The following is a 19,626-nucleotide window of genomic DNA, read 5'->3' as shown; positions in this document are numbered from 1 at the left end:
TCGTTTACTCTCCCTTTACTGGCTGCTGTAAATCGTTTAGCAATTTTTCTAAATCATCAATCTCGGTGTTACTTATCAATTTGCTGTCCGCAAACATCGCTATAGGAAGCGGTCCATCGAGCTCAAGTACACGTGTCGCGAAATCTTTTGTGATACGTGCTAACGTCGTCATTTTATCGAGCTTTGCAAAGTAGATTCGCTTATTTCCTTGTGCTTCACTATAGATGAATTTTTTTTCCCCCATTCGCTCTAAGGTTTTTCGAGTTGATGAGTAACTCCAATCATAAAGTGGTGCAATATGATCATGAAGCTCTCTGGCAGTACGTGGTTGCTTGTACCAAAGTTGCTTTAAAATTTCTAATTCTGGCGCTGTTGGTTGCATAAACCACCTATAAATTCACAATTCTAATTATACTGCGACATAAGTCACACAAAGGCAAGTGAAAACTGCGACAATTGTCACATTAAATATGACAAACAGATAACGCGTTATCATTTTGGGATTTATAGTGCTGATGAGTCGAGGTGTTTAAAAATCTATTTAACCTGAGCTAGAGCATTAACTTCTCTTTAGTTCAGGTTAAATAGCCTTGAAATTTGCGCAGTTCCCTTAAGTAGTCACTACTTTAAAAAATATGTCTCTGCTAAGCCATTATGGATATCGGCTAAGTTAATTTGTATTTCATCAATAAAATCGTGGAGTAAGCCATTTTTTAACGCACGTACATCGTCGCTGGCCAGTTCGCCTGTTGCTTTATCAATTGATTTAATAATATCAGCTGAATTAGGTAGCTGTTGAATTAACGTTTTTAATTCATTCATACAAAATAAAATTGATCGCGGAAACACTTTGCTTAGCATGACAAATTCAATAACATCTGAACGTTGTACTCGAACACCCATTTCTTGGCGGTACATTTGGTATGCGCTGAGTGAGCGCAATAGGCTGATCCATTGAATATTTTCGTACGGTTTTACTTCTTCTTCATTTGTTATAAGCGTCGCCGAGCGAATATCCAATATTCTGGAAGTCATATCTGCACGCTCTATCAGTGAACCAAATCGTATAAAAATATAACCCTGATCATGGTTAATCGTCGCATCCAATGCACCAAATATTTGGTGGGCAGCCTCAATGATCTCTTTTAAGTAATTAAAACGACCACGCTTTGTTAAGCCTTCGTTTTGATTATCTTTGACATAGTAGTACAGTGAATTTATCGCTTCCCATACATCTCTTGGCATTACATCTCGAATAGTACGAGCACTTTCTCGTGCCGAACTGATAGAGTTAAGAATTGATGAACTATTGTCACGTCCCACTAGCAAATATTTTAAAGCATGTTGATCAGAAAAATCAGTATGGTTTTCTTGATAGTTTTTACGTACACCAATAATATCGATAAGCGGTTCCCAACCAGTGCAAACACCTTTGGGTAAGTCCATCATTAGTAAATTATTAACATTGATAAGACGGGCAATATTTTCTGCACGTTCAATGTAACGAGATACCCAGTATAAAGTTTCACCTACTCTTGATAACATATTATTTAGCCTCTTCGTCAACTATCCACGTGTCTTTACTGCCACCACCTTGTGATGAATTCACCACGAGCGATCCCTTAACCATTGCAACTCGCGTTAAACCACCCGTTGTAACTTGAGTGTCTTTTCCTGATGATAAAATAAACGGTCTTAAATCTACATGTCGACCATCTGGTTGATTATCATCAAATGTCGGAACCGTTGATAAATCTAATGTTGGTTGTGCGACCCAGTTGCGAGGATCTGCTTTGATTTGCGCGATGCACGCTTCTTGCTCTTGCTTGGTTGATTTGGGACCAATCAACAATCCGTAGCCACCTGATTCATTGGCAGGTTTTACAACAAGTTTGTCTATATTTTTAATAACATGATCACACTCTTTAGGATCAAGGCATTTAAATGTAGGTACATTAGCAATTTTAGCTTCTTCTCCTAAGTAATATTTAATCATCTCAGGAACATAGGCATAAACAACCTTATCATCAGCAACACCTGCACCTGGCGCATTAACTAAAGCCACATTGCCTTTAGACCAAGCACGCATTAAGCCAGCAACGCCGAGTTGAGACTCTGGTAAAAAGGCTTCTGGGTCTAAAAACAAGTCATCTATACGGCGATAAATTACATCTACTCGTTGAAGTCCTGTTATTGTTCTCATATATACACAGTCGTCTTTTTCAACAACGAGATCGCGCCCTTCAACTAATTCACACCCCATCTCTTGGGCAAGGTAACAATGCTCAAAGTAAGCCGAATTAAACACCCCCGGGGTTAATACAACTACCTCCGGTTTATCATCTGGGCGAGGAGACATGGCAGCTAACATATCAAATAACTGAGAAGGGTAATCATCTACAGGTAAAATAGACACTTCTTCAAATAGCTCAGGAAATACGCGCTTCATAACAGAGCGATTTTCCAGCATATAAGAAACCCCAGACGGAACACGCAGGTTATCCTCCAATACATACATGGTGCCATTGCCATCACGTACTAGATCTGAGCCACAAATATGCGCCCATATTTTATTTGGCGGATTAATACCAACACATTGCTTACGAAAATTCACCGATTTTTCTAATAAACCTTTGGGGAAAATACCGTCTTTTATTATTTTTTGATCGTGGTATAAATCATCTATAAATAGATTAAGTGCTTCAACACGCTGCTTTAAACCAGTCTCAACACTTTGCCATTCTTTTTTGCCAATAGTACGAGGAATGATATCAAACGGCCATGCTCTATCGATCATGTTACCTTCATTGTAAACAGTGAAAGTAATGCCCATTTCTTTGATGGCTAAATCAGCAACTGCCCTGGCTTTGACCAGCTCTTCCGCCGATAAACTCGAGAAGAATTGCGCTAATTGTTTTCCGTGTGTTCTGATATTTCCTTTGGCATCAATTAATTCATCAAAAAAACCATTTGTTTGGTACTCTTTCCAATCAATTTTCATACACTACTCACCTTATCCATCATTACTATGACGTTATTTAATTTATTCTAATCGAATCATATCCACAGCTACGTCCAGCAGCTGACTACCGCCGCCAAACACGACTCCTTTGAGAGGAGTCACATCAGAAAAATCTCGCCCTACAGCGAGCGTAATATGCTGATCGCATGGCAATACATTGTTAGTAGGATCAAAATCAACCCAGCCAATATTTGGGATAAACACGCCAAACCAAGCATGAGTCGCATCTGCTCCCTCTAATTTCACTTCTCCCTCTGGCGGCATCGTTTCAATATACCCACTGACGTACCTTCCAGCTAAACCAATACTGCGCAAGCACGCAATTGCAAAGTGCGCAAAGTCTTGGCAAACGCCTCTTTTTTGTGAAAAAACAACACTCAACGGGGTGCTAATGGTTGTAAAACCAGGATCATAATGAAACTCATGAAAAATCCTTGCCATCAAATCTTTACATGCGGCAATAATTGTTACTTCAGGCTTAAACGAGATTAATGCATAGTCTTTTATGCCATCATCAATAGGAATAAGCCCTGAGGGTAATACAAACTCAGAGGTTTTTAACAGCTCAGTAGTATTTGGCTTAGCCAATAAATTACGTACATCTTGCCATGGGACGTCTACTCGTTTTAAATTGTCGTTCGCATCGATTAACAACTCAACCTCACTAATCATAGTTACTTTGAGTTTTTTATGCTGTATTGCTATTTCAAATGCGGTTACTTGGTTATTAAAGTAATCACTAAATGATCGTATGTAATTGGGTGTTGGTTCAATTTCAATACGACTACTGTGGCATATTTGCCCACGGTTTGTTTTTGGTGTTAATCGGGCTTGGTTTTGACATAAACTGACATAGTCAGCATAGTTATAGGTTGTTGAATGTTTTATTTTATATTTCACGATTGAGCTTGCTCAATATTAGTCCAGTTTAATTTGTTTGCGGTCTGAGTATGTGAAAAATATTGCAGTAACAACACATCGCAAAACGTTTCTAAATTCATCCGCGTGTTATGATTAAATTCTATTAATTGCTTACGCAACCCACCATCACTTTTTTGTAAGTAATCTTTTTCAGTTACATAACAACTTGTTTTAGATAATAATATAGCTTTTTCATGTGCCGCAATTACTCCTTGACGTCGCTTATTAGGTAAATGAATACACAGCTGATGAATTTGCTCTAATTGAAATAATATTGAACGCGGATACTCCGCATCTAAAAGTAATAACTCCAACCCAGTACCAATGGTTTGATACACTCTATAACGACGCTTATGCGTAATTAAACTCACTTGGCAGCTTAGCGCAACTTCAAGCAAACCGAGTTCTTCTGGCTCTTCTAATTCTTGAGTTAACAAAGCTGCACTTAACGATGTTATTTGCATGCTTCGTTCAACTCGTCGCCCCATTTCTAATAAAAACCAGCCATTACTATTTGGCATACAATCGGTGATAGAACCATTAAACGCCATAATCGTACCAATAACGTTGTCTAAGCTACTTTGCATAGCGCGAGTTGGCACGTTGAGGTTAATATTCTTAAATATTTTAATTTGATCATTAATGCTGTCTATAATTCGCCGACTATCATGAGATAATAGCTCTTGTATTTGTACAGATGCATTGGCGATATACTTGAGTGTATTAACAATACTGCCTGCGCATTGCTCATCTGCTAACAGTTTAAATGCGGCTTCTTTGGAAAAGCTAACATCAGGTAGCTCACGTGTTAAATCAGGTTCAATATACGGATACACGATATATTGCAGATTAATCGCATTCAAAAGTCTCGCTACAATATTTTGCCTTATTAAATCGGGATAAATAGAAAGCTCAGTGTATTTATCGATAAAAATACGTAAAATACGAATGGTATTTTCACATCGCTCTAAGTACCTGCCTAGCCAGAATAGATGCTCTGCCGTACGACTTGAGACCACGCCTTCTAATAAAGTGACGTCCATTCTTTTTCTGATCGGGGCAATATTATGCTCACTGGCCTCAATGCGATCGGCGGTATTTATCCACGTATCTTTTATCCAACCTGAGACGTGTGGATCACTGCTTGTTTCGTTAGAAAAACATAATGCTGAGGGTAAAACCTCTATGCCATTTTCTGTTGTTAATGCATAACAGCGAAATACAACCGGTCTAGCAACTAGCTGACCATCATGCCAAAATGGCGCACTGCTAAACAATGGTTTTTCTTGGAAAAAATAATTATCAGGATCATTACTAATAAGTAATTTAATTTCCTGCTCATCAAGCACCCCGTCTAACTTTAGTTTCGGGTTTAAATGACACAACAGTTCAAGATTATCCCATGATAATTTTTTAGCCTCTAAGACACTATAGTAATTAGGCTCTCCAAGTAACAATGGCTGCTTTAGAAGGTGCTGTGATAAATCTGCTAGATGACTCTTGATAGAAGAAGACGATAATACGCCGCTACCAAAAGGATTTAATACCTTAACCGATCCTTCTCGTACTGCCTGTAGTAAACCAGGAATACCATGCAGTGAATATTCTGTTTGCTCTAATGAGTCAATACTACGGTCTGTAACCCAACGCAAAATAACATTTACTTTCCCCAGCCCTTGCAACGACTTTAAACACACTTCCCCACCACGCACAGTAAGATCGGCGCTTTGTACTAATGTGTAGCCAAAATAAGTAGAGAGAAAAGCGTGTTCATTGTAGTTAGGATCGTCGATCCCTTGTGTAAGAATGACGATCCGTGGGTCATCCATATAATGGGTATATTCATCAATCCCTTCTTGAAATAGATTTAAAAACTCTTTGATTTGCTGAACGTTGCAATCGGCAAACTCTTCGGCCATTACACGTCTTGCGATAATACGATTTTTAAGTAGCAAGCCTAAACCTAATGGGCACTGACAATGATCGGCAAGTACTTTAAATTCACCCGCGGATGTTCGGTAAACATCAAGCGCCGTAAAGAAAAGAGATAACTCATTACTTGGTAAACTAAAACCTTCACGTAAATAATTTGGATCCTGAAATAATTGCTGTGCTGGAATATGCCCATCAACGAGAAGTGTTTGATCGCCGTAGATATCTTGCTGTATTAGATTTAATAAACGGGTTCGTTGTTTAATGCCTTCTTCAAGTATTGCCCAATCCGATTTTGATAACATAAAAGGCAATGGGTCAAAATGCCATTGCTTATTACTTTCGTTTTTTATATTACCATTTTGAAGTAGCTGCCTAATTTCAATGGCACGACTATTTACATCATCCGCTGTTAAACTTGCTAAGCGGTTAAACAAGGTATCCCAATGCGCTGGGTTTGAGCCACTGTGATTTGCAAGTTCATCATGAACATGTGTTTTATTAAGATATAAAGATAACCAGCTAGGCAACTCTGGCATCGTATTTGTATTTATATACAAGCTGAACGTGCTCCAATTTATAGTAATTAGCCAACATCAATGCGCCGTTTTACAATGTGAAATACACAGTAAAACGGCATATTCCCAACAACTATCTATGCTTATTTAAAGCTTGGCTGCCTGCGTAAGTCTAATGTATTTGGATAATCCGAATTCATACTTTCCTCATCTGGTACTACGTATTCATTCACATTTTGCACAGCTTGAAAGCTATGTGTAACCGCAGAAGGACTCCAGCTAGGCTCTGTAGATGCCAATAACGATGGTGTATGACCATGCTCCCAAAACCTGGCAACGCGGCGCCCTTCAGCCTCAAATGCGTTAACCGGAAGCGTTTCAGGGTTACGACCACCAGCATGACTTACATGGTATACAAAACCGCCAACAGAACGTCCTTCCCATGTATCAATCAGATCAAATACCAAGGGTGCATGAACACCTATTGTAGGGTGAAGAGCTGTGGGTGGCTGCCATGCTCTATATCGGATCCCAGCGACCATTTCATCTTTTGCTTTTCCTTTTACGGGTCGCAATGGCACTCTTCGGCCGTTACAACTGACGATATAGCGGTCACTCATTGTCCCTTGTACTTTTATTTGTACTCGCTCAAGTGAGGAATCAACATAGCGTGCTGTACCCGAGGCACTCGCCTCTTCACCCAGTACATGCCAAGGTTCGATAGCTGTTCGTAATTCGAGTGTGACGTTATCAAGCTCACGCGTACCACAAACAGGGAACCTAAACTCGAAAAATGGGTTAAGCCAACTTAATTGAAATTGAAAACCAGCTTGTTGTAGATCACGACTTACTTCTGCTAAATCGTTCTCAACATATTGTGGTAATAAAAATTTATCGTGTAATTCTGTACCCCAACGAATTAATGGCTTGTGATAAGGCTTTTTCCAAAACCATGCAAGCAAAGTTCGTAGCAATAGCATTTGTACTAGGCTCATTTGTGAATGCGGTGGCATTTCAAAGCCCCTAAACTCAACAATACCTAAACGCCCAGTTGCTGAGTCAGGTGAATATAATTTATCAATACAAAATTCTGCACGATGTGTATTACCCGTTAGGTCGACTAATAAATTACGAAGTAATCTATCGACTAGCCAAGGTTCTGGCACTTCCCCTTCTGGCATATGAGAGAAAGCAATTTCAAGCTCATAAAGTACTTCATCTCTGGCTTCATCTACGCGAGGTGCTTGGCTTGTAGGCCCAATAAATAAACCTGAAAATAGATACGATAAACCAGGGTGGTGCTGCCAATAGGTAATAAAGCTTCTTAAAATATCAGGCCGACGTAAGAACGGACTTTGTTCAGGCGTTTCACCACCGAGAGTGACATGGTTACCGCCACCGGTTCCGGTATGACGACCATCCGCCATAAATTTGTCTGTTCCTAACCGGCATTCTTTTGCTAAGCCATATAAGGTGGTTGTGCGGTCAACTAATTGATCCCACGATGTAGATGGATGAATATTAACCTCAATAACACCGGGGTCTGGCGTTACCGCATATTTCTCAACACGACTATCTTTAGGTGGACTATAACCTTCTATGACTAAAGGCATTTTCAATTTTTTAGCAACAGCTTCTATACTGTTTAATAGTCCCATATAATGTTCAAAATGACTTGTTGGCGGCATGAACAGGTATAATCGCCCCTCTCTTACTTCCATGACAAGCGCAGTTTTTACCATTTCTTGACCAATAAATCCCTTTTTAAGCTTTTTAGGCTTGCTAAAGGTGTCTGGTATATCAAATGGGTCGCGATCAATTATATTGCCACTCCAATCAAGGCTATCTAAAGGTAGACGGTAGCCTAGCGGTGATTCACCCGGTAATAAAAAGCAGTGACCACGCTTAAATTCCCATGTACAAGATTGCCAACAATTTTTACTGTCATTCCACTTCAAAGGAAGCACATACCCGACAGGCTTTTCAATGCCTTTATCCATTTTTGCTAAAAAGCCTTTTCGGCTCATAGCATTAAGTAACTCAGGTTGATCAGGTTTTATCTCTGTTGGTAGAGAAGCCTCTTGCCACATATGATACAAAATATCTTCATAGGCCGTGGTGAGTGCTTTATTATCTAATCCCAGTGATTCACATAATGTGTCGGCGAATTTTTTGGTATCTGTATGATCGTATTTATAGTCTTTATTAGGATCCGCTAATAATGTTGCATCTTGCCAGAGTGGCTCACCATCTTTGCGCCAATAACACGCATACTGCCAACGCGGTAAAGGTTCACCTGGATACCATTTTCCTTGTCCATAATGCGTAAAGCCGCCTTTTGTGTAAACCTTGTTCATTTCTACAAATAGGTTTTGCGCAAGGACACGCTTTTCTTTGCCATCTGCGTCTGTGTTCCACTGGGGATGCTCCATATCATCGATAGAAATAAATGTCGGCTCGCCCCCCATAGTAAGATGTATGTCTTCTTCTTGGTAAACATTATCAACATGCTGACCTAAGCGATTAATTGCAGCCCATTGCGCCTCAGAATATGGTTTAGTTACTCGAGGGTCTTCATGAACACGCGTTACTTTGTTGTAGAAACTAAATTCTGATTTACAATCGTCAATGCCGCCAGTAACTGGGGCAGCTGAGCTTGGCTCAGGCGTGCAAGCAAGCGGTATATGTCCTTCACCTGCAAACAAGCCTGATGTAGGATCAAGTCCTATCCAACCTGCACCCGGAATATACACTTCAGTCCAGGCATGTAAATCTGTAAAATCTTCTTCGGGACCACTTGGCCCATCTAATGATTTTTGATCTGAAGTTAATTGCACTAAGTATCCCGATACAAACCGAGACGCGAGCCCTAGGTGACGAAACAATTGCACAAGTAACCAAGCAGAATCACGGCATGAACCAGTTTGTTTAGTGATTGTTTCATTTGCTGTTTGTACGCCGGGCTCTAAACGAATGCCATAACCGACTAAATTATATATAGCCTGATTAATGGCCACTAGATAATCAACGCTTCTTAACGGTTCTTTAGGCTGCAAAGAGTTAATTAATTCTAAAAATTTTGGGCTGGCTTTACGTTTTTTAAGATAGGGAGCCAATTCAGATTTTGAAACCGCATCATATACAAATGGGAACTCTTCTGCGTAATCTTCCAAAAAGAAATCAAATGGATTAATTACAGTCATTTCAGCGACTAAATCAACTGTAAAACTGAACTCTGCGGTCGGTTTATTAAACACAACTCTTGCTTGGTAGTTTCCAAAAGGATCTTGCTGCCAATTTATGTAGTGATCTTCTGGTACTATTTTTATTGAATAACTTTTAATTTTAGTTCGGCTATGAGGCGCCGGGCGAAGGCGAAATATATGCGGTCCCATATTGACTGACCGATCGTATTTGTACTGAGTATGGTGCGAAATACCAACTGTAATCGTCATCTATTAATCCCTTTTATAATGTATAGTCATAACATAGCGCATATAAATATGACTTGGCCTAATTTCATTCAGTAATTCTTGTATAAGTACACTTACCAGTTTTGTACTTTATATACATAGCCACTTAAAAACACAGACTATGCAATTATCATTTTGGCCTAATTAATAGGAAGACACGTTAATTAAATATATTTGTAATTTTTTTGATATTGCAATTATCATTTTCAATCGTAAGGTCCGCACACTAATGGAGAGTTATTAATTTTAAATCAGCAACTTAATCGATTTTATAGATAATTAAGCAATAAAAAAACGAAACACTTCAACTGCTATTCGAGCAAAATAGGCATGACTAATCATTGCATATCTATCTATAATAAAACTAAAAAAATAGTTCATAATAAAGCTGCGAGTAAATTCTATAACAATGTTATAGTGGATCGATTTTTAATCACTTACGTTACATCAAAGTTAACAAGCCCAGTAAAATAAAACAAGCTGTTTTATTTTCAAGGTGTTAGTTTTGTTATCACCCACGCCTAGGCTAAAGCGTGCATTACCATTTCTATTCATATTTAAAACAAACCAATTTACCAATAGGATATTTTCGTATGCAACAGCTAACAGATGTCGGTCATAATTTAGTTAACGGTATCGCCTCTCGTTATGGCCTTAGCCAAAATGCGGTACTTCACATGCTTATTGCAGTGAATAATGGTGGAGGATCAATGGCACAATTTAATAGTCCTGAACTCGGTGGCTCTGGCCAATGGATGCGCGGTGGGATGACAATGGTTGGCGATATGTTTAATTATGGCCTCAAATCAACTGTCGATAACTTGTGTAATGAACTTTCAAATGTTCTAAGTAGCAATCAAGTATTTCCAACTATTCCTGCAGGGACTCCTGGTAGTAATCAATGGTGGCCAGGTGATTTGGGGAGCCCATTTAGTAGCGGCGCGCAAAATAATATTCGCTACGCTATATTCCCTAACCGACTAGCCGTTGAACTCAATGGACTTGTGAGTGTATACGACACGCTAGATCACAATATTGGTGGCGTCAGTCAGCAACAAGGTAGCAATACATCGCTCACATTTAGTAGCCAGTGGGGAACCATTAATGTGGATACATTACCATTAATATCAGGGATACAGCCTAGCGCTGCTCAGCAGGACGTTGCTGCGCAATCTACACAACAAGCAGCGCACTCTACACAACAAGCTGCGCACTCTACACAACAAGCTGCGCACTCTACACAACAAGTAGTAGAGCAAAACTCTATACCTGCATCAGTAAATAATGTGGACGCTCCTGTGAATACACATCCGCAGTACTCAACAAACGAGACGTTACAAATTATAGAAAAACTTGCGCAATTACGTGACTCTAATGCACTGAGCGATGAAGAGTTTAATTCCAAAAAATCAGAGCTATTAAAAAGGCTCTAATAAATCAGGTATTAATACGCTATGAAGATAACCTCATAGCAGTTTATTTAATTTTGGTAAAAAATATGAAAACATTTAAATGTAATTGCAAAGAAGAGCTCATTTTATTTTTTGAAAGTAGTCACTGCTTAGCGTGCGGCAAAACAGTGGGAATTGATGATGAGTTTGAGCAAGTCGAGCCTTATGAGCTTGATGAAGCATCAGGGCTATTTTATAAATCTGAAAGCCCAGAAGTCCATTATAAAAAATGTGATAATAATGCCCAATTCAAAGTGTGTAACGGTATGGTGAATTTAAGTACATTTGTGCCTGTTGCAGATAAAGATGAAGTATTGTGTTTTGCGTGTCGCTTTAACGAAACGGTGCCCGATTTAAGTATTGTTGACCATATCCCCCTGTGGAAAAAAATGGAGACCGCGAAGCGCCGAGCCCTGTACACATTAAAGTCATTATCACTGCCACTTAACACTATAACTCAAGTTCCCGAGGGCGGATTAAGTTTTGATTTTATTACAGATCGAAATGTAAACGATCACTTTGTTAGCCCTATTGTAGGTCAAGAAACCGTGTTTACTGGGCATAACGATGGTCACATCACAATAAACTTAGCTGAAGCCGATGATGTAGCGCGATCACACACTAAAATGGCGATGGGCGAGCATTACCGTACATTACTTGGTCATTTTCGCCATGAACTTGGTCATTATTATTTTGATCAATTAATTATACATTGCCCAATCAAACATGCTTTGTGTAAACAGTACTTTGGTGATGATGAGTTAGATTATCAACAGGCACTTGATACACATTATAAACAAGGCGCACCTGCTAATTGGCATGAGAGTTTTATCAGTGAATATGCCACCATGCACCCATACGAAGATTGGGCTGAAACATGGGCGCATTACATGCATATTATCGATACATTAGAAACAGCAAAAAACTTCTCTATTACTGGCTCAACAACAGGCAATGAGTCTGATGTTGAAGATACCGACGAATTACAATTACCCCAAAACGCACGCTATTTTTATACTCAAACATCAATTGACACTATTTTAGATGCGTGGATGGAGTTTTCAGTTATTCTAAATTCATTAAATCGTAGTATGGGCCTCGCCGACGCCTATCCATTTGTATTAACTCAAGCGGTACGTACTAAGTTAGCTTTCATTCATCACGCCATTCATAATAGGCTAAATTTGATGCCAGACTTAAATGTAGAAGTAAAGACTAGTAGCGAAAACGAGATTTCAGCAGCAAAATCATGATTTAGTAACGCCTTATTTTAAAAGGAAAAGCACACCTAAAAGGGTGTGCTTATTTCATAATTAATGAGTTTAATTTGGGTTTAGCTAATTTTAAACTCTTTCGCTATCATTTGTAGTGCATGCGCTAGTTCAGCCATTTTCTCACTCGCCATTGCCGCTTCAGTAGCACTTTGAGACGACGCATCTGATGACTCTGATATCCCAGTAATATTTTGATTGATATCCTCACAAACGGTTGACTGCTCTTCTACTGCAACAGCAACTTGGTTATTCATATCATTAATATCACTGATCATGGATAAAATACCATCTAGTTGTTGGCGTGTTTGCCCTGATAACTCAACGGTGCGATGTGCTTCATCACTGCTGGTAGACATACTACTTACGGCGGTATTTGTTCCTGCTTGTAGTGCTTCAATCATTGTTTGAATTTCGTTGGTTGATTCTTGCGTACGTTGGGCTAAATTTCGAACTTCATCAGCAACGACTGAGAAGCCCCTGCCTTGTTCACCCGCTCGCGCGGCTTCAATTGCGGCATTTAACGCTAGTAGGTTTGTTTGTTCAGAAATATTTCTAATAACCTCAACAACAGCGCCAATATCATGGCTGCTTTGTTCCAGTTTATTGATATCTTTCATGGCATTTTCAATTGTTTCTGCCAAACGGTTTATAGCACCTACCGTTGAATCAATAACTGTAAGGCCTGTCTCTGCAGCTTTTTTAGCTTCATTTGCAGAACTTGCTGAATTCGTTGATAGCTTAACAACCTCTTGGATGCTGTAAGCCATTTCATTAATTGCGGTTGCAATTTGTGACGTTCGCTCTCGTTGTTCATTAACGACATTATTGGTATTTTGCGCAATTTGACTCGAAGTAATTGCCGCTTCGCTGATTGAGTCTCCATTAGTAACGATGCGTGAAATAACACTTTTCAAACTATTAGACATATAAATGATAGATTTAAATATACCTGTCGCATCTTCTTGGTGTTCGAATTTTTCTGTTAAGTCACCTTTAGCAATTCTCTCTGTAACAGCTGCTATTTCCTTAGGCTCTCCACCAATAGGTCTGCGGATCATTTTAGGTAATGTGACCGCGAATAATAAGCCTAAAAATAGCGCGGATATCGATACTATCTTAACGATATAAATCATCATTTCACTGTTCTTTTGTACCTTCGGGCCAAGTTCATCTTGCTCATTTTTAACTGATAACTTCACGCTTTCTAAATTATCAGCGATACTAGGGCCAATCTTATTTAGTTTGTTATTAATAATATCGTTACGCGTGATAATTGTTTGCTCTATATTTTTTAAGGCATTTAAATACTTTGCTAAATTTGTTTTTACATTCTCCAGACTTGAATCTGTATTAAGTGTTCCTTTAAGCAATTTATCTATGTAAGAACTTGTTTTAGCAAGCTCTTGCTCAGCCCGTTCGATATCAGAGTGTTTGTTTGAAACCAAAAATTTAGTTACATATAACCGACCAAGTAAAAGTGATTCTTGTACTTGTGAGAGCAATTGAGCATCGTCGTAATCAGTATTCTTACTAATTTGATTAAATAAAGCTGAGATGCTAATACGCATTGCTTTTCCTGCGGGATCTAAATCTTCAGACACTATCTTATTTCTATCTTTAATTAACTGAACTACTTTTATAAAGTTTGATTTATAATTTTGAGTAAGTTGCGATGATTCCTCTATCAACTTTAAACGAGTTGGATCATTCGAAGCGGTTTTTATTTCTCTCAAAAACTGCTCAACAAGATCTAATCGGCGTGTATATTCTTTAAGGGTTTCAGGGTCGTCTTCTTTGATGTATTTTAAAACATTCAAACGTGTATAAAGTAGATTAGCTTGTAAACGCCCTGCTAAATTTGTTTCTATAGCAAGTTGCCTATAATCAACAAATCCTTGCTGGCTTTTTGTAAAACCATAAAGGCTAAACCCAGCCACTACAGCCAAAAGAACAAGTAAAAAAAAGAATGAACCACGCAGCTGAGAGGCTAATCTYATATTTTTTATATAAACAATCATAAAGGCCTAACGATTAAATAACACAGATATTTAAACTTTAGGCGTATTTTTGAAAAATGCCAATAGGAATTTTCCTATAGTGCATTACTAAAACTAAATATAACAATAAGTTATGATTTCAATCAAAAATAAATAGTATTAACTGCTGTATGTAACTTAAATGTACGACTTTGCAAACTCATAAAGGCTATAAATTATTATAGTAATCAATATAACCTTTGTAGTCGTGAGTTAATTTTAACTATTTTTTCGAGGCACAAATTCCAACACGGTGGCATTAATACAATACCTATCTTCTCCCTTTGGCCCTTCACCAGGAAATACATGGCCAAGATGTATGCCTGTTGACTTTGAACGTATCTCAATACGCTGCATACCATAACTGTTATCTTCGTGCATTGTCACACTCTCACCTATCGGATTAGTAAATGATAGCCACCCTGTGCCTGAAGTAAATCGATCATCTGTATCAAATAAAGGCGCCCCGCTTAGCTTATCAACAAACTGACCATCGGGCGTGTTTTTAAATATATCGTATTGTTTGCAAAATGGGCTGTCGGTACGAGCACTAAAGGCAACACGATATGCTTCACTATCGCCTAGTTTAAACGCACCTAATGCTTTATAAAACTCCTCTTTAGTGACATACCCTTGGCGAGCGTACACTTCTTTTCCATTTTCGAGAAACAAAATGGTCGGTGTAGCCCATGTCGCTGACTTTATAGTAAGTCCAGAAAGTTGATCGGCTTTTCTAAACGTTAAAGCAATTGTTCCTTGATAATCATTTAACACGTCTTTTTTCAGTTTTTCACAGTATGGGCAATAGCTGCGCGAATCAATAATGACTATCTGTTTTCCTTTTAATAAAGTCGAATTGTCAATATTTTCATCGGCCGTTTTGTCAAACACAACGCCTGTTGAATGATCTGGGCAATAGCCATTTGGGTTTTTTGCCAAGTAATTTTGATGATATTCTTCTGCTGGAAAGAATTCTGCTAATGGTTTGACTATCGTTTTTATAACCCCAAAACCTGCATTTGTTAACTTGGCTTGGTATTTCGTCTTTAAGGCATTTGCAACAGTTACTTGTTGCTGTGTTGTGGTTAATACAATTGAACGATACTGCGTACCAACATCATTACCTTGACGGTTTTTTTGTGTTGGATCGTGGCTTTCAAAGTAGTTTTTAAGGAGTGTATCTACACTTATAATATTGCTGTTATAAGTTACCTGTACCACTTCCGCATAATTATGTTCATCAAGTCGACGGGAATGTGCTGTGATATTACGATACGTCGCTTTAAAGCCTTTACCATCTGCGTAACCGGATTCAGCATCGATCACGCCTGGTAATGCTTCATACCGTTTTTCCGCCCCCCAGAAACATCCAGATCCAAGTACTATTTTTTCTAAATGCATAGTTGCTTGTACATCACTTGATTTTATTTGTTCAAGAGAAAGTCCGTAACTCGCAGCACTGAATAAAAGCGCGAATGTTGCTAGTCTAAGTAAACTTTTTGGTTCCAACATATTTTACCTTTTAGTGTATTACTCCACAGTCATAAAGTGAGACCTTGACGTGAACTAATTTATTTCATCTATTTAAATAGTTTTATCGCTGTTTATTGCATATCCACCGTATCCGACTTAACCTATGAACCTAAATAAGGTAAAAAGAGCTTTTATTTTATTTGAGTTTAAACATGAAAAAAATCCTTAAAGCTTCGGCATTAACAATCGCCCTTTCCCTTTCTACGCAATCATATGCAGCTGAGTTTAATTTTTCTTCAAAAATAGATAATACAGCCCAAACTTTAGTGCTTTTTTACAGTGAAGATGGCAAAAACACACTGTTTAATTCAACAAATAAACAATTAAATAACCAATTGCAACGCGCTGTCGAAAGTGAAAGCTTTACAGGTAAATACGCCAGTGTTATTGAACTACTCGCCCCTTTTAATAGTGATTTTAAACGCGTACTAATCGTTGGTACTGGCGAGCAAGAAAAGCTCGATAAAGCACTTATCGCTAAATTAGGTGGCAACATCCACGCGCGTCTAATCGCTAACAAAACAACGACGGCCTCTATCGCTTTTGATAGTGTTAAAGGAGCTGTTAATAATAGCGAGCTGGCTGCTAACTTTGCCCATGGTGCTAACTTACGTGATCACCGGTTTGAAAAATACAAGCAAAAACCAAGCACAAATACAGTTAGCTATACAATTGATGTTGCAAGTACTAAACAAACGCGCAAGCAATATACAGTGCTAGAAAGCATTCAGGCGGGTGTTTTTCTCGCGCGCGATTTAACATCTGAAGTTGCCACAGAGATGACCCCTGTTGATTTTGCCAATGCCGCAAAAGAACTTGAATCATTAGGTGTCGAAATTACAATTTTAGAACCTAAGCAATTGAAAGAACTAGGCATGGGTGCCTTAGAAGCCGTTGGCCGTGGCAGCCAACAAGGCGCACGCTTAGTTGTTGCGCATTATAAAGGTTCAAATGACACTCCTATTGCTTTGGTCGGTAAAGGGATCACCTTTGACTCTGGCGGCTATAGCATTAAAACAGGTGCGTCTATTGCGCGTATGAAATCTGATATGGCTGGTGCAGCAGCCGTTTTAGGCACTGTTAAAGCAATGGCTTTGGCAAAAGCGGATAAAAATGTGGTTGCTGTTATGGGTATGGCTGCGAATATGGTGTCGCAATTTGCAGTCGCTCCTGGTGACGTCGTCAGAACTGCTGAAGGCTTAAGTGTAGAAATTGTGAATACCGATGCCGAAGGCCGTTTAGTTCTAAGTGATGCAATGTGGTATGCACGCGAACACTTCAAGCCAGAAATCATGATTGATGTTGCAACATTAACGGGTTCTAAAATTAGAGCCGTGGGTAATGATTACGCCGCAGTATTTTCTGATGATGATACTTTAGTGTCACAACTTACCTTTGCTGGTAAAAACGTAAACGAAAACCTATGGCGCTTACCGCTAGGCTATAAGGATACTCTAAGCTCTGATATTGCCGACCTTAAAAATATTGGATCAAGTGGTCCAGGCGCGACAACTGCAGCAAGCTTTTTACAGCACTTTGCAGATGACACTCGTTGGGTTCATATAGATATTGCCGGAAATGCTTTAGCTACAAAAGGTAAAGATGAAATATCGCCAGGCGGTACTGGCTTTGGCGTGCGTTTATTATCTGAATGGTTACTCAATAACTAAACAACTATCTATTTAAACTGCGCCAGTTTTTTTGGCGTAGTTTAAATTTAATGCATTTGTAATGCCGACTCGTAATTATACACTTAACAGGTACTTAAAAAGGAGTATGCTAATCGTATTGTTATAAACATTTACCTTCGAGTGTGCTAGCTTGCTGGTATGATCTACTAATAAAAATAATTAATGATGGACAAAAAAGACCAACCAACCATCCATATTCTAAGCAACTCAAGCGTACTTTTTGACGCCACTACCCTACTTGGCGATAAACTGGCCATTCAAAAACGTATCTGGGCCTTAGCATCACAGTGCAAAAAAACCTATCAATGCATTGATATTGTCCCGGCAATGAACTCTTTAACTCTTTATTTTTCAAATGAAACTAAATTCATTGATTTAAAAGAGCAATTATTAAATAGCTGGAAAACACTCCAACCGGAGGACTTTAAAGGACGCCATCACAAACTAATAACGCGTTATGGCGGTGAAAACGGACCTGATATTGAACACGTAGCGCGTTTTCATAATATGCACATTGAAGATGTTATCGCACGCCACTCTAGCGTGCACTATCAGGTTTTATTTCTTGGCTTTCAGCCCGGTTTTACTTACCTACATGGCTTAGATACGCAATTACATACACCTCGACGAAGTGAGCCAAGAACCCATGTTCCAAAAGGTTCGGTTGCAATTGGTGCCGATCAAACGGGTGTTTATCCAGCTGACTCCCCTGGTGGCTGGCATATTATTGGTCATACTGATTTTACTTTGTTTGATTCAAACCAAAGCGTGCCCAGCATTATCAACCCAGGCGATACCATTGAGTTTATTGCGAAGGACATTGCATCATGATCACAGTAAACAAACCGGGTATGCAAATGACGATTCAAGATTTAGGCCGTAATGGGTATCGTCATATTGGCGTTGCTCGTTCAGGTGCTTTAGATCCCTATGCCATGATCATCGCAAACCGACTACTTAACAACCCCGATAATACACCTGTCATTGAGATCACTCTTGGACTTGCGCAACTTACGTTTACAACCGATTGCGTAGTCGCATTAACGGGCGCTGATATGAAAGCCACATTGGCCAATTCTCCATTGGCACCTGGGTGGACATACCAAATAAAAGCGGGCCAAAAATTATGCTTTGCCACATCTCGAAGTGGTTTTAGAGCCTATTTAGCTGTTAAGGGCGGTATAGTGTGCAGTCCTACAATGGGGTCATGCGCGACAGATGTAGCAGCACAGTTTGGTGGATTAACCGGTCGCGCCTTACAAACTGGAGATCACATCCCTATAACCCATTATAATGGTATTTGGTCACAAAGAGGGGCAATTTCACCAGCGGCAAGACAACATATTAGAGTTCATTCAAGTCCACATAAACACTTACTAACTGAACAATCTTTAACAGCATTTTGCCAAACAACATGGCATATAAGCCCTAATAGTAACCGAATGGGTTTACGTTTAACAAACCAAGCTTGTGATTTAACACACATTCGTTCGCTCCCTTCTTTAGCTGTGGGCCCTGGCAGTATTCAACTTCCGCCCAGTGGTGAGCCAATAGTACTTTTAAATGATGCGCAAACAACGGGAGGATACCCATTGTTGGGTACTGTTATTAGTGCTGATTTACATCAGTTTGCTCAGTTAAAACCCGGTGATACAGTAAAATTTAGTTATGTAGATTTAGCCGTCGCAGCACAAGCTCAGTCAAAATTAAATGCCCATCTGCAACAATTAAAACTTGCGCTAAACACATTAAAAATAAAGAGGTAGGAATTATAG

13 protein-coding genes are annotated in these 19,626 nt (G+C 39.1%); 5 read left to right on the top strand and 8 right to left on the bottom strand.

Translation table 11 applies throughout. The annotated features are described in order from the left end of the window. Positions 1-4: 4 nt before the first annotated feature. The 6 genes from ADS77_RS06595 to ADS77_RS06570 all read right to left on the bottom strand — a co-directional run bounded on the left by ADS77_RS06595 (position 5) and on the right by ADS77_RS06570 (position 9,848). Positions 5-382: a BlaI/MecI/CopY family transcriptional regulator gene (locus ADS77_RS06595; protein WP_054203656.1), complete on the bottom strand. Its 378-nt coding sequence runs from the start codon at positions 380-382 to the stop codon at positions 5-7. Positions 383-621: 239 nt separating this feature from the next. Further along, entirely contained in the window at positions 622-1,545 is a 924-nt protein-coding gene (locus ADS77_RS06590; RefSeq protein WP_054453481.1) for an alpha-E domain-containing protein, read from the bottom strand. A 1-nt stretch (position 1,546) separates the two neighbouring features. Continuing rightward, positions 1,547-3,001, bottom strand: coding sequence for a circularly permuted type 2 ATP-grasp protein (locus ADS77_RS06585; protein ID WP_054453479.1), 1,455 nt, complete (start codon positions 2,999-3,001; stop codon positions 1,547-1,549). Positions 3,002-3,043: 42 nt separating this feature from the next. Then, positions 3,044-3,922, bottom strand: coding sequence for a transglutaminase N-terminal domain-containing protein (locus tag ADS77_RS06580; protein WP_054453477.1), 879 nt, complete (start codon positions 3,920-3,922; stop codon positions 3,044-3,046). After that, the gene (locus tag ADS77_RS06575) at positions 3,919-6,435 is read right to left on the bottom strand and encodes a circularly permuted type 2 ATP-grasp protein (protein ID WP_054453475.1); all 2,517 of its coding nucleotides are present in this window, start codon (positions 6,433-6,435) and stop codon (positions 3,919-3,921) included. The genes ADS77_RS06580 and ADS77_RS06575 overlap by 4 nt, the downstream gene beginning before the upstream one ends. 101 nt (positions 6,436-6,536) lie before the next feature. Beyond that, positions 6,537-9,848, bottom strand: a complete 3,312-nt coding sequence (locus ADS77_RS06570; RefSeq protein WP_082355619.1) for a DUF2126 domain-containing protein — start codon at positions 9,846-9,848, stop codon at positions 6,537-6,539. 611 nt (positions 9,849-10,459) lie between these two features. Between ADS77_RS06570 and ADS77_RS06565 the strand changes: the two genes are divergently transcribed. Together ADS77_RS06565 and ADS77_RS06560 are read left to right on the top strand one after the other, a co-directional pair. Beyond that, positions 10,460-11,299 (top strand): SHOCT domain-containing protein, encoded by an 840-nt coding sequence (locus tag ADS77_RS06565; protein WP_054453473.1) that lies wholly within the window; start codon positions 10,460-10,462, stop codon positions 11,297-11,299. Between the two features lie 65 nt (positions 11,300-11,364). Beyond that, entirely contained in the window at positions 11,365-12,570 is a 1,206-nt protein-coding gene (locus ADS77_RS06560; protein ID WP_054453471.1) for a putative zinc-binding metallopeptidase, read from the top strand. Positions 12,571-12,650: 80 nt separating this feature from the next. On the opposite strand, the gene ADS77_RS06555 is transcribed toward ADS77_RS06560, so the two are convergent. Continuing rightward, on the bottom strand, positions 12,651-14,609 hold the full coding sequence (locus ADS77_RS06555; protein WP_054453469.1) for a methyl-accepting chemotaxis protein: 1,959 nt from the start codon (positions 14,607-14,609) through the stop codon (positions 12,651-12,653). Positions 14,610-14,846: 237 nt separating this feature from the next. Next, a complete protein-coding gene (msrA, locus tag ADS77_RS06550) occupies positions 14,847-16,139 on the bottom strand; it encodes a peptide-methionine (S)-S-oxide reductase MsrA (protein WP_054453467.1) in 1,293 nt (430 codons plus the stop codon). Between the two features lie 173 nt (positions 16,140-16,312). Here msrA and ADS77_RS06545 point away from each other — a divergent pair, with 173 nt between their 5' ends. The 3 genes from ADS77_RS06545 to ADS77_RS06535 all read left to right on the top strand — a co-directional run bounded on the left by ADS77_RS06545 (position 16,313) and on the right by ADS77_RS06535 (position 19,617). Beyond that, positions 16,313-17,830, top strand: coding sequence for a leucyl aminopeptidase (locus tag ADS77_RS06545; RefSeq protein ID WP_054203647.1), 1,518 nt, complete (start codon positions 16,313-16,315; stop codon positions 17,828-17,830). Between the two features lie 186 nt (positions 17,831-18,016). Next, positions 18,017-18,682, top strand: coding sequence for a 5-oxoprolinase subunit PxpB (pxpB, locus tag ADS77_RS06540; RefSeq protein WP_054203646.1), 666 nt, complete (start codon positions 18,017-18,019; stop codon positions 18,680-18,682). Beyond that, positions 18,679-19,617 (top strand): biotin-dependent carboxyltransferase family protein, encoded by a 939-nt coding sequence (locus ADS77_RS06535; protein ID WP_054453464.1) that lies wholly within the window; start codon positions 18,679-18,681, stop codon positions 19,615-19,617. Before pxpB ends, ADS77_RS06535 begins: the two co-directional genes overlap by 4 nt. The last annotated feature ends 9 nt before the right edge of the window (positions 19,618-19,626 follow it).

Source organism: Pseudoalteromonas porphyrae (genome assembly GCF_001298125.1).
Lineage (GTDB): Bacteria > Pseudomonadota > Gammaproteobacteria > Enterobacterales > Alteromonadaceae > Pseudoalteromonas > Pseudoalteromonas neustonica.
The sequence above is the reverse complement of the archived record's forward strand: the minus strand, read 5'-3'. Positions and strand labels throughout refer to the sequence as shown.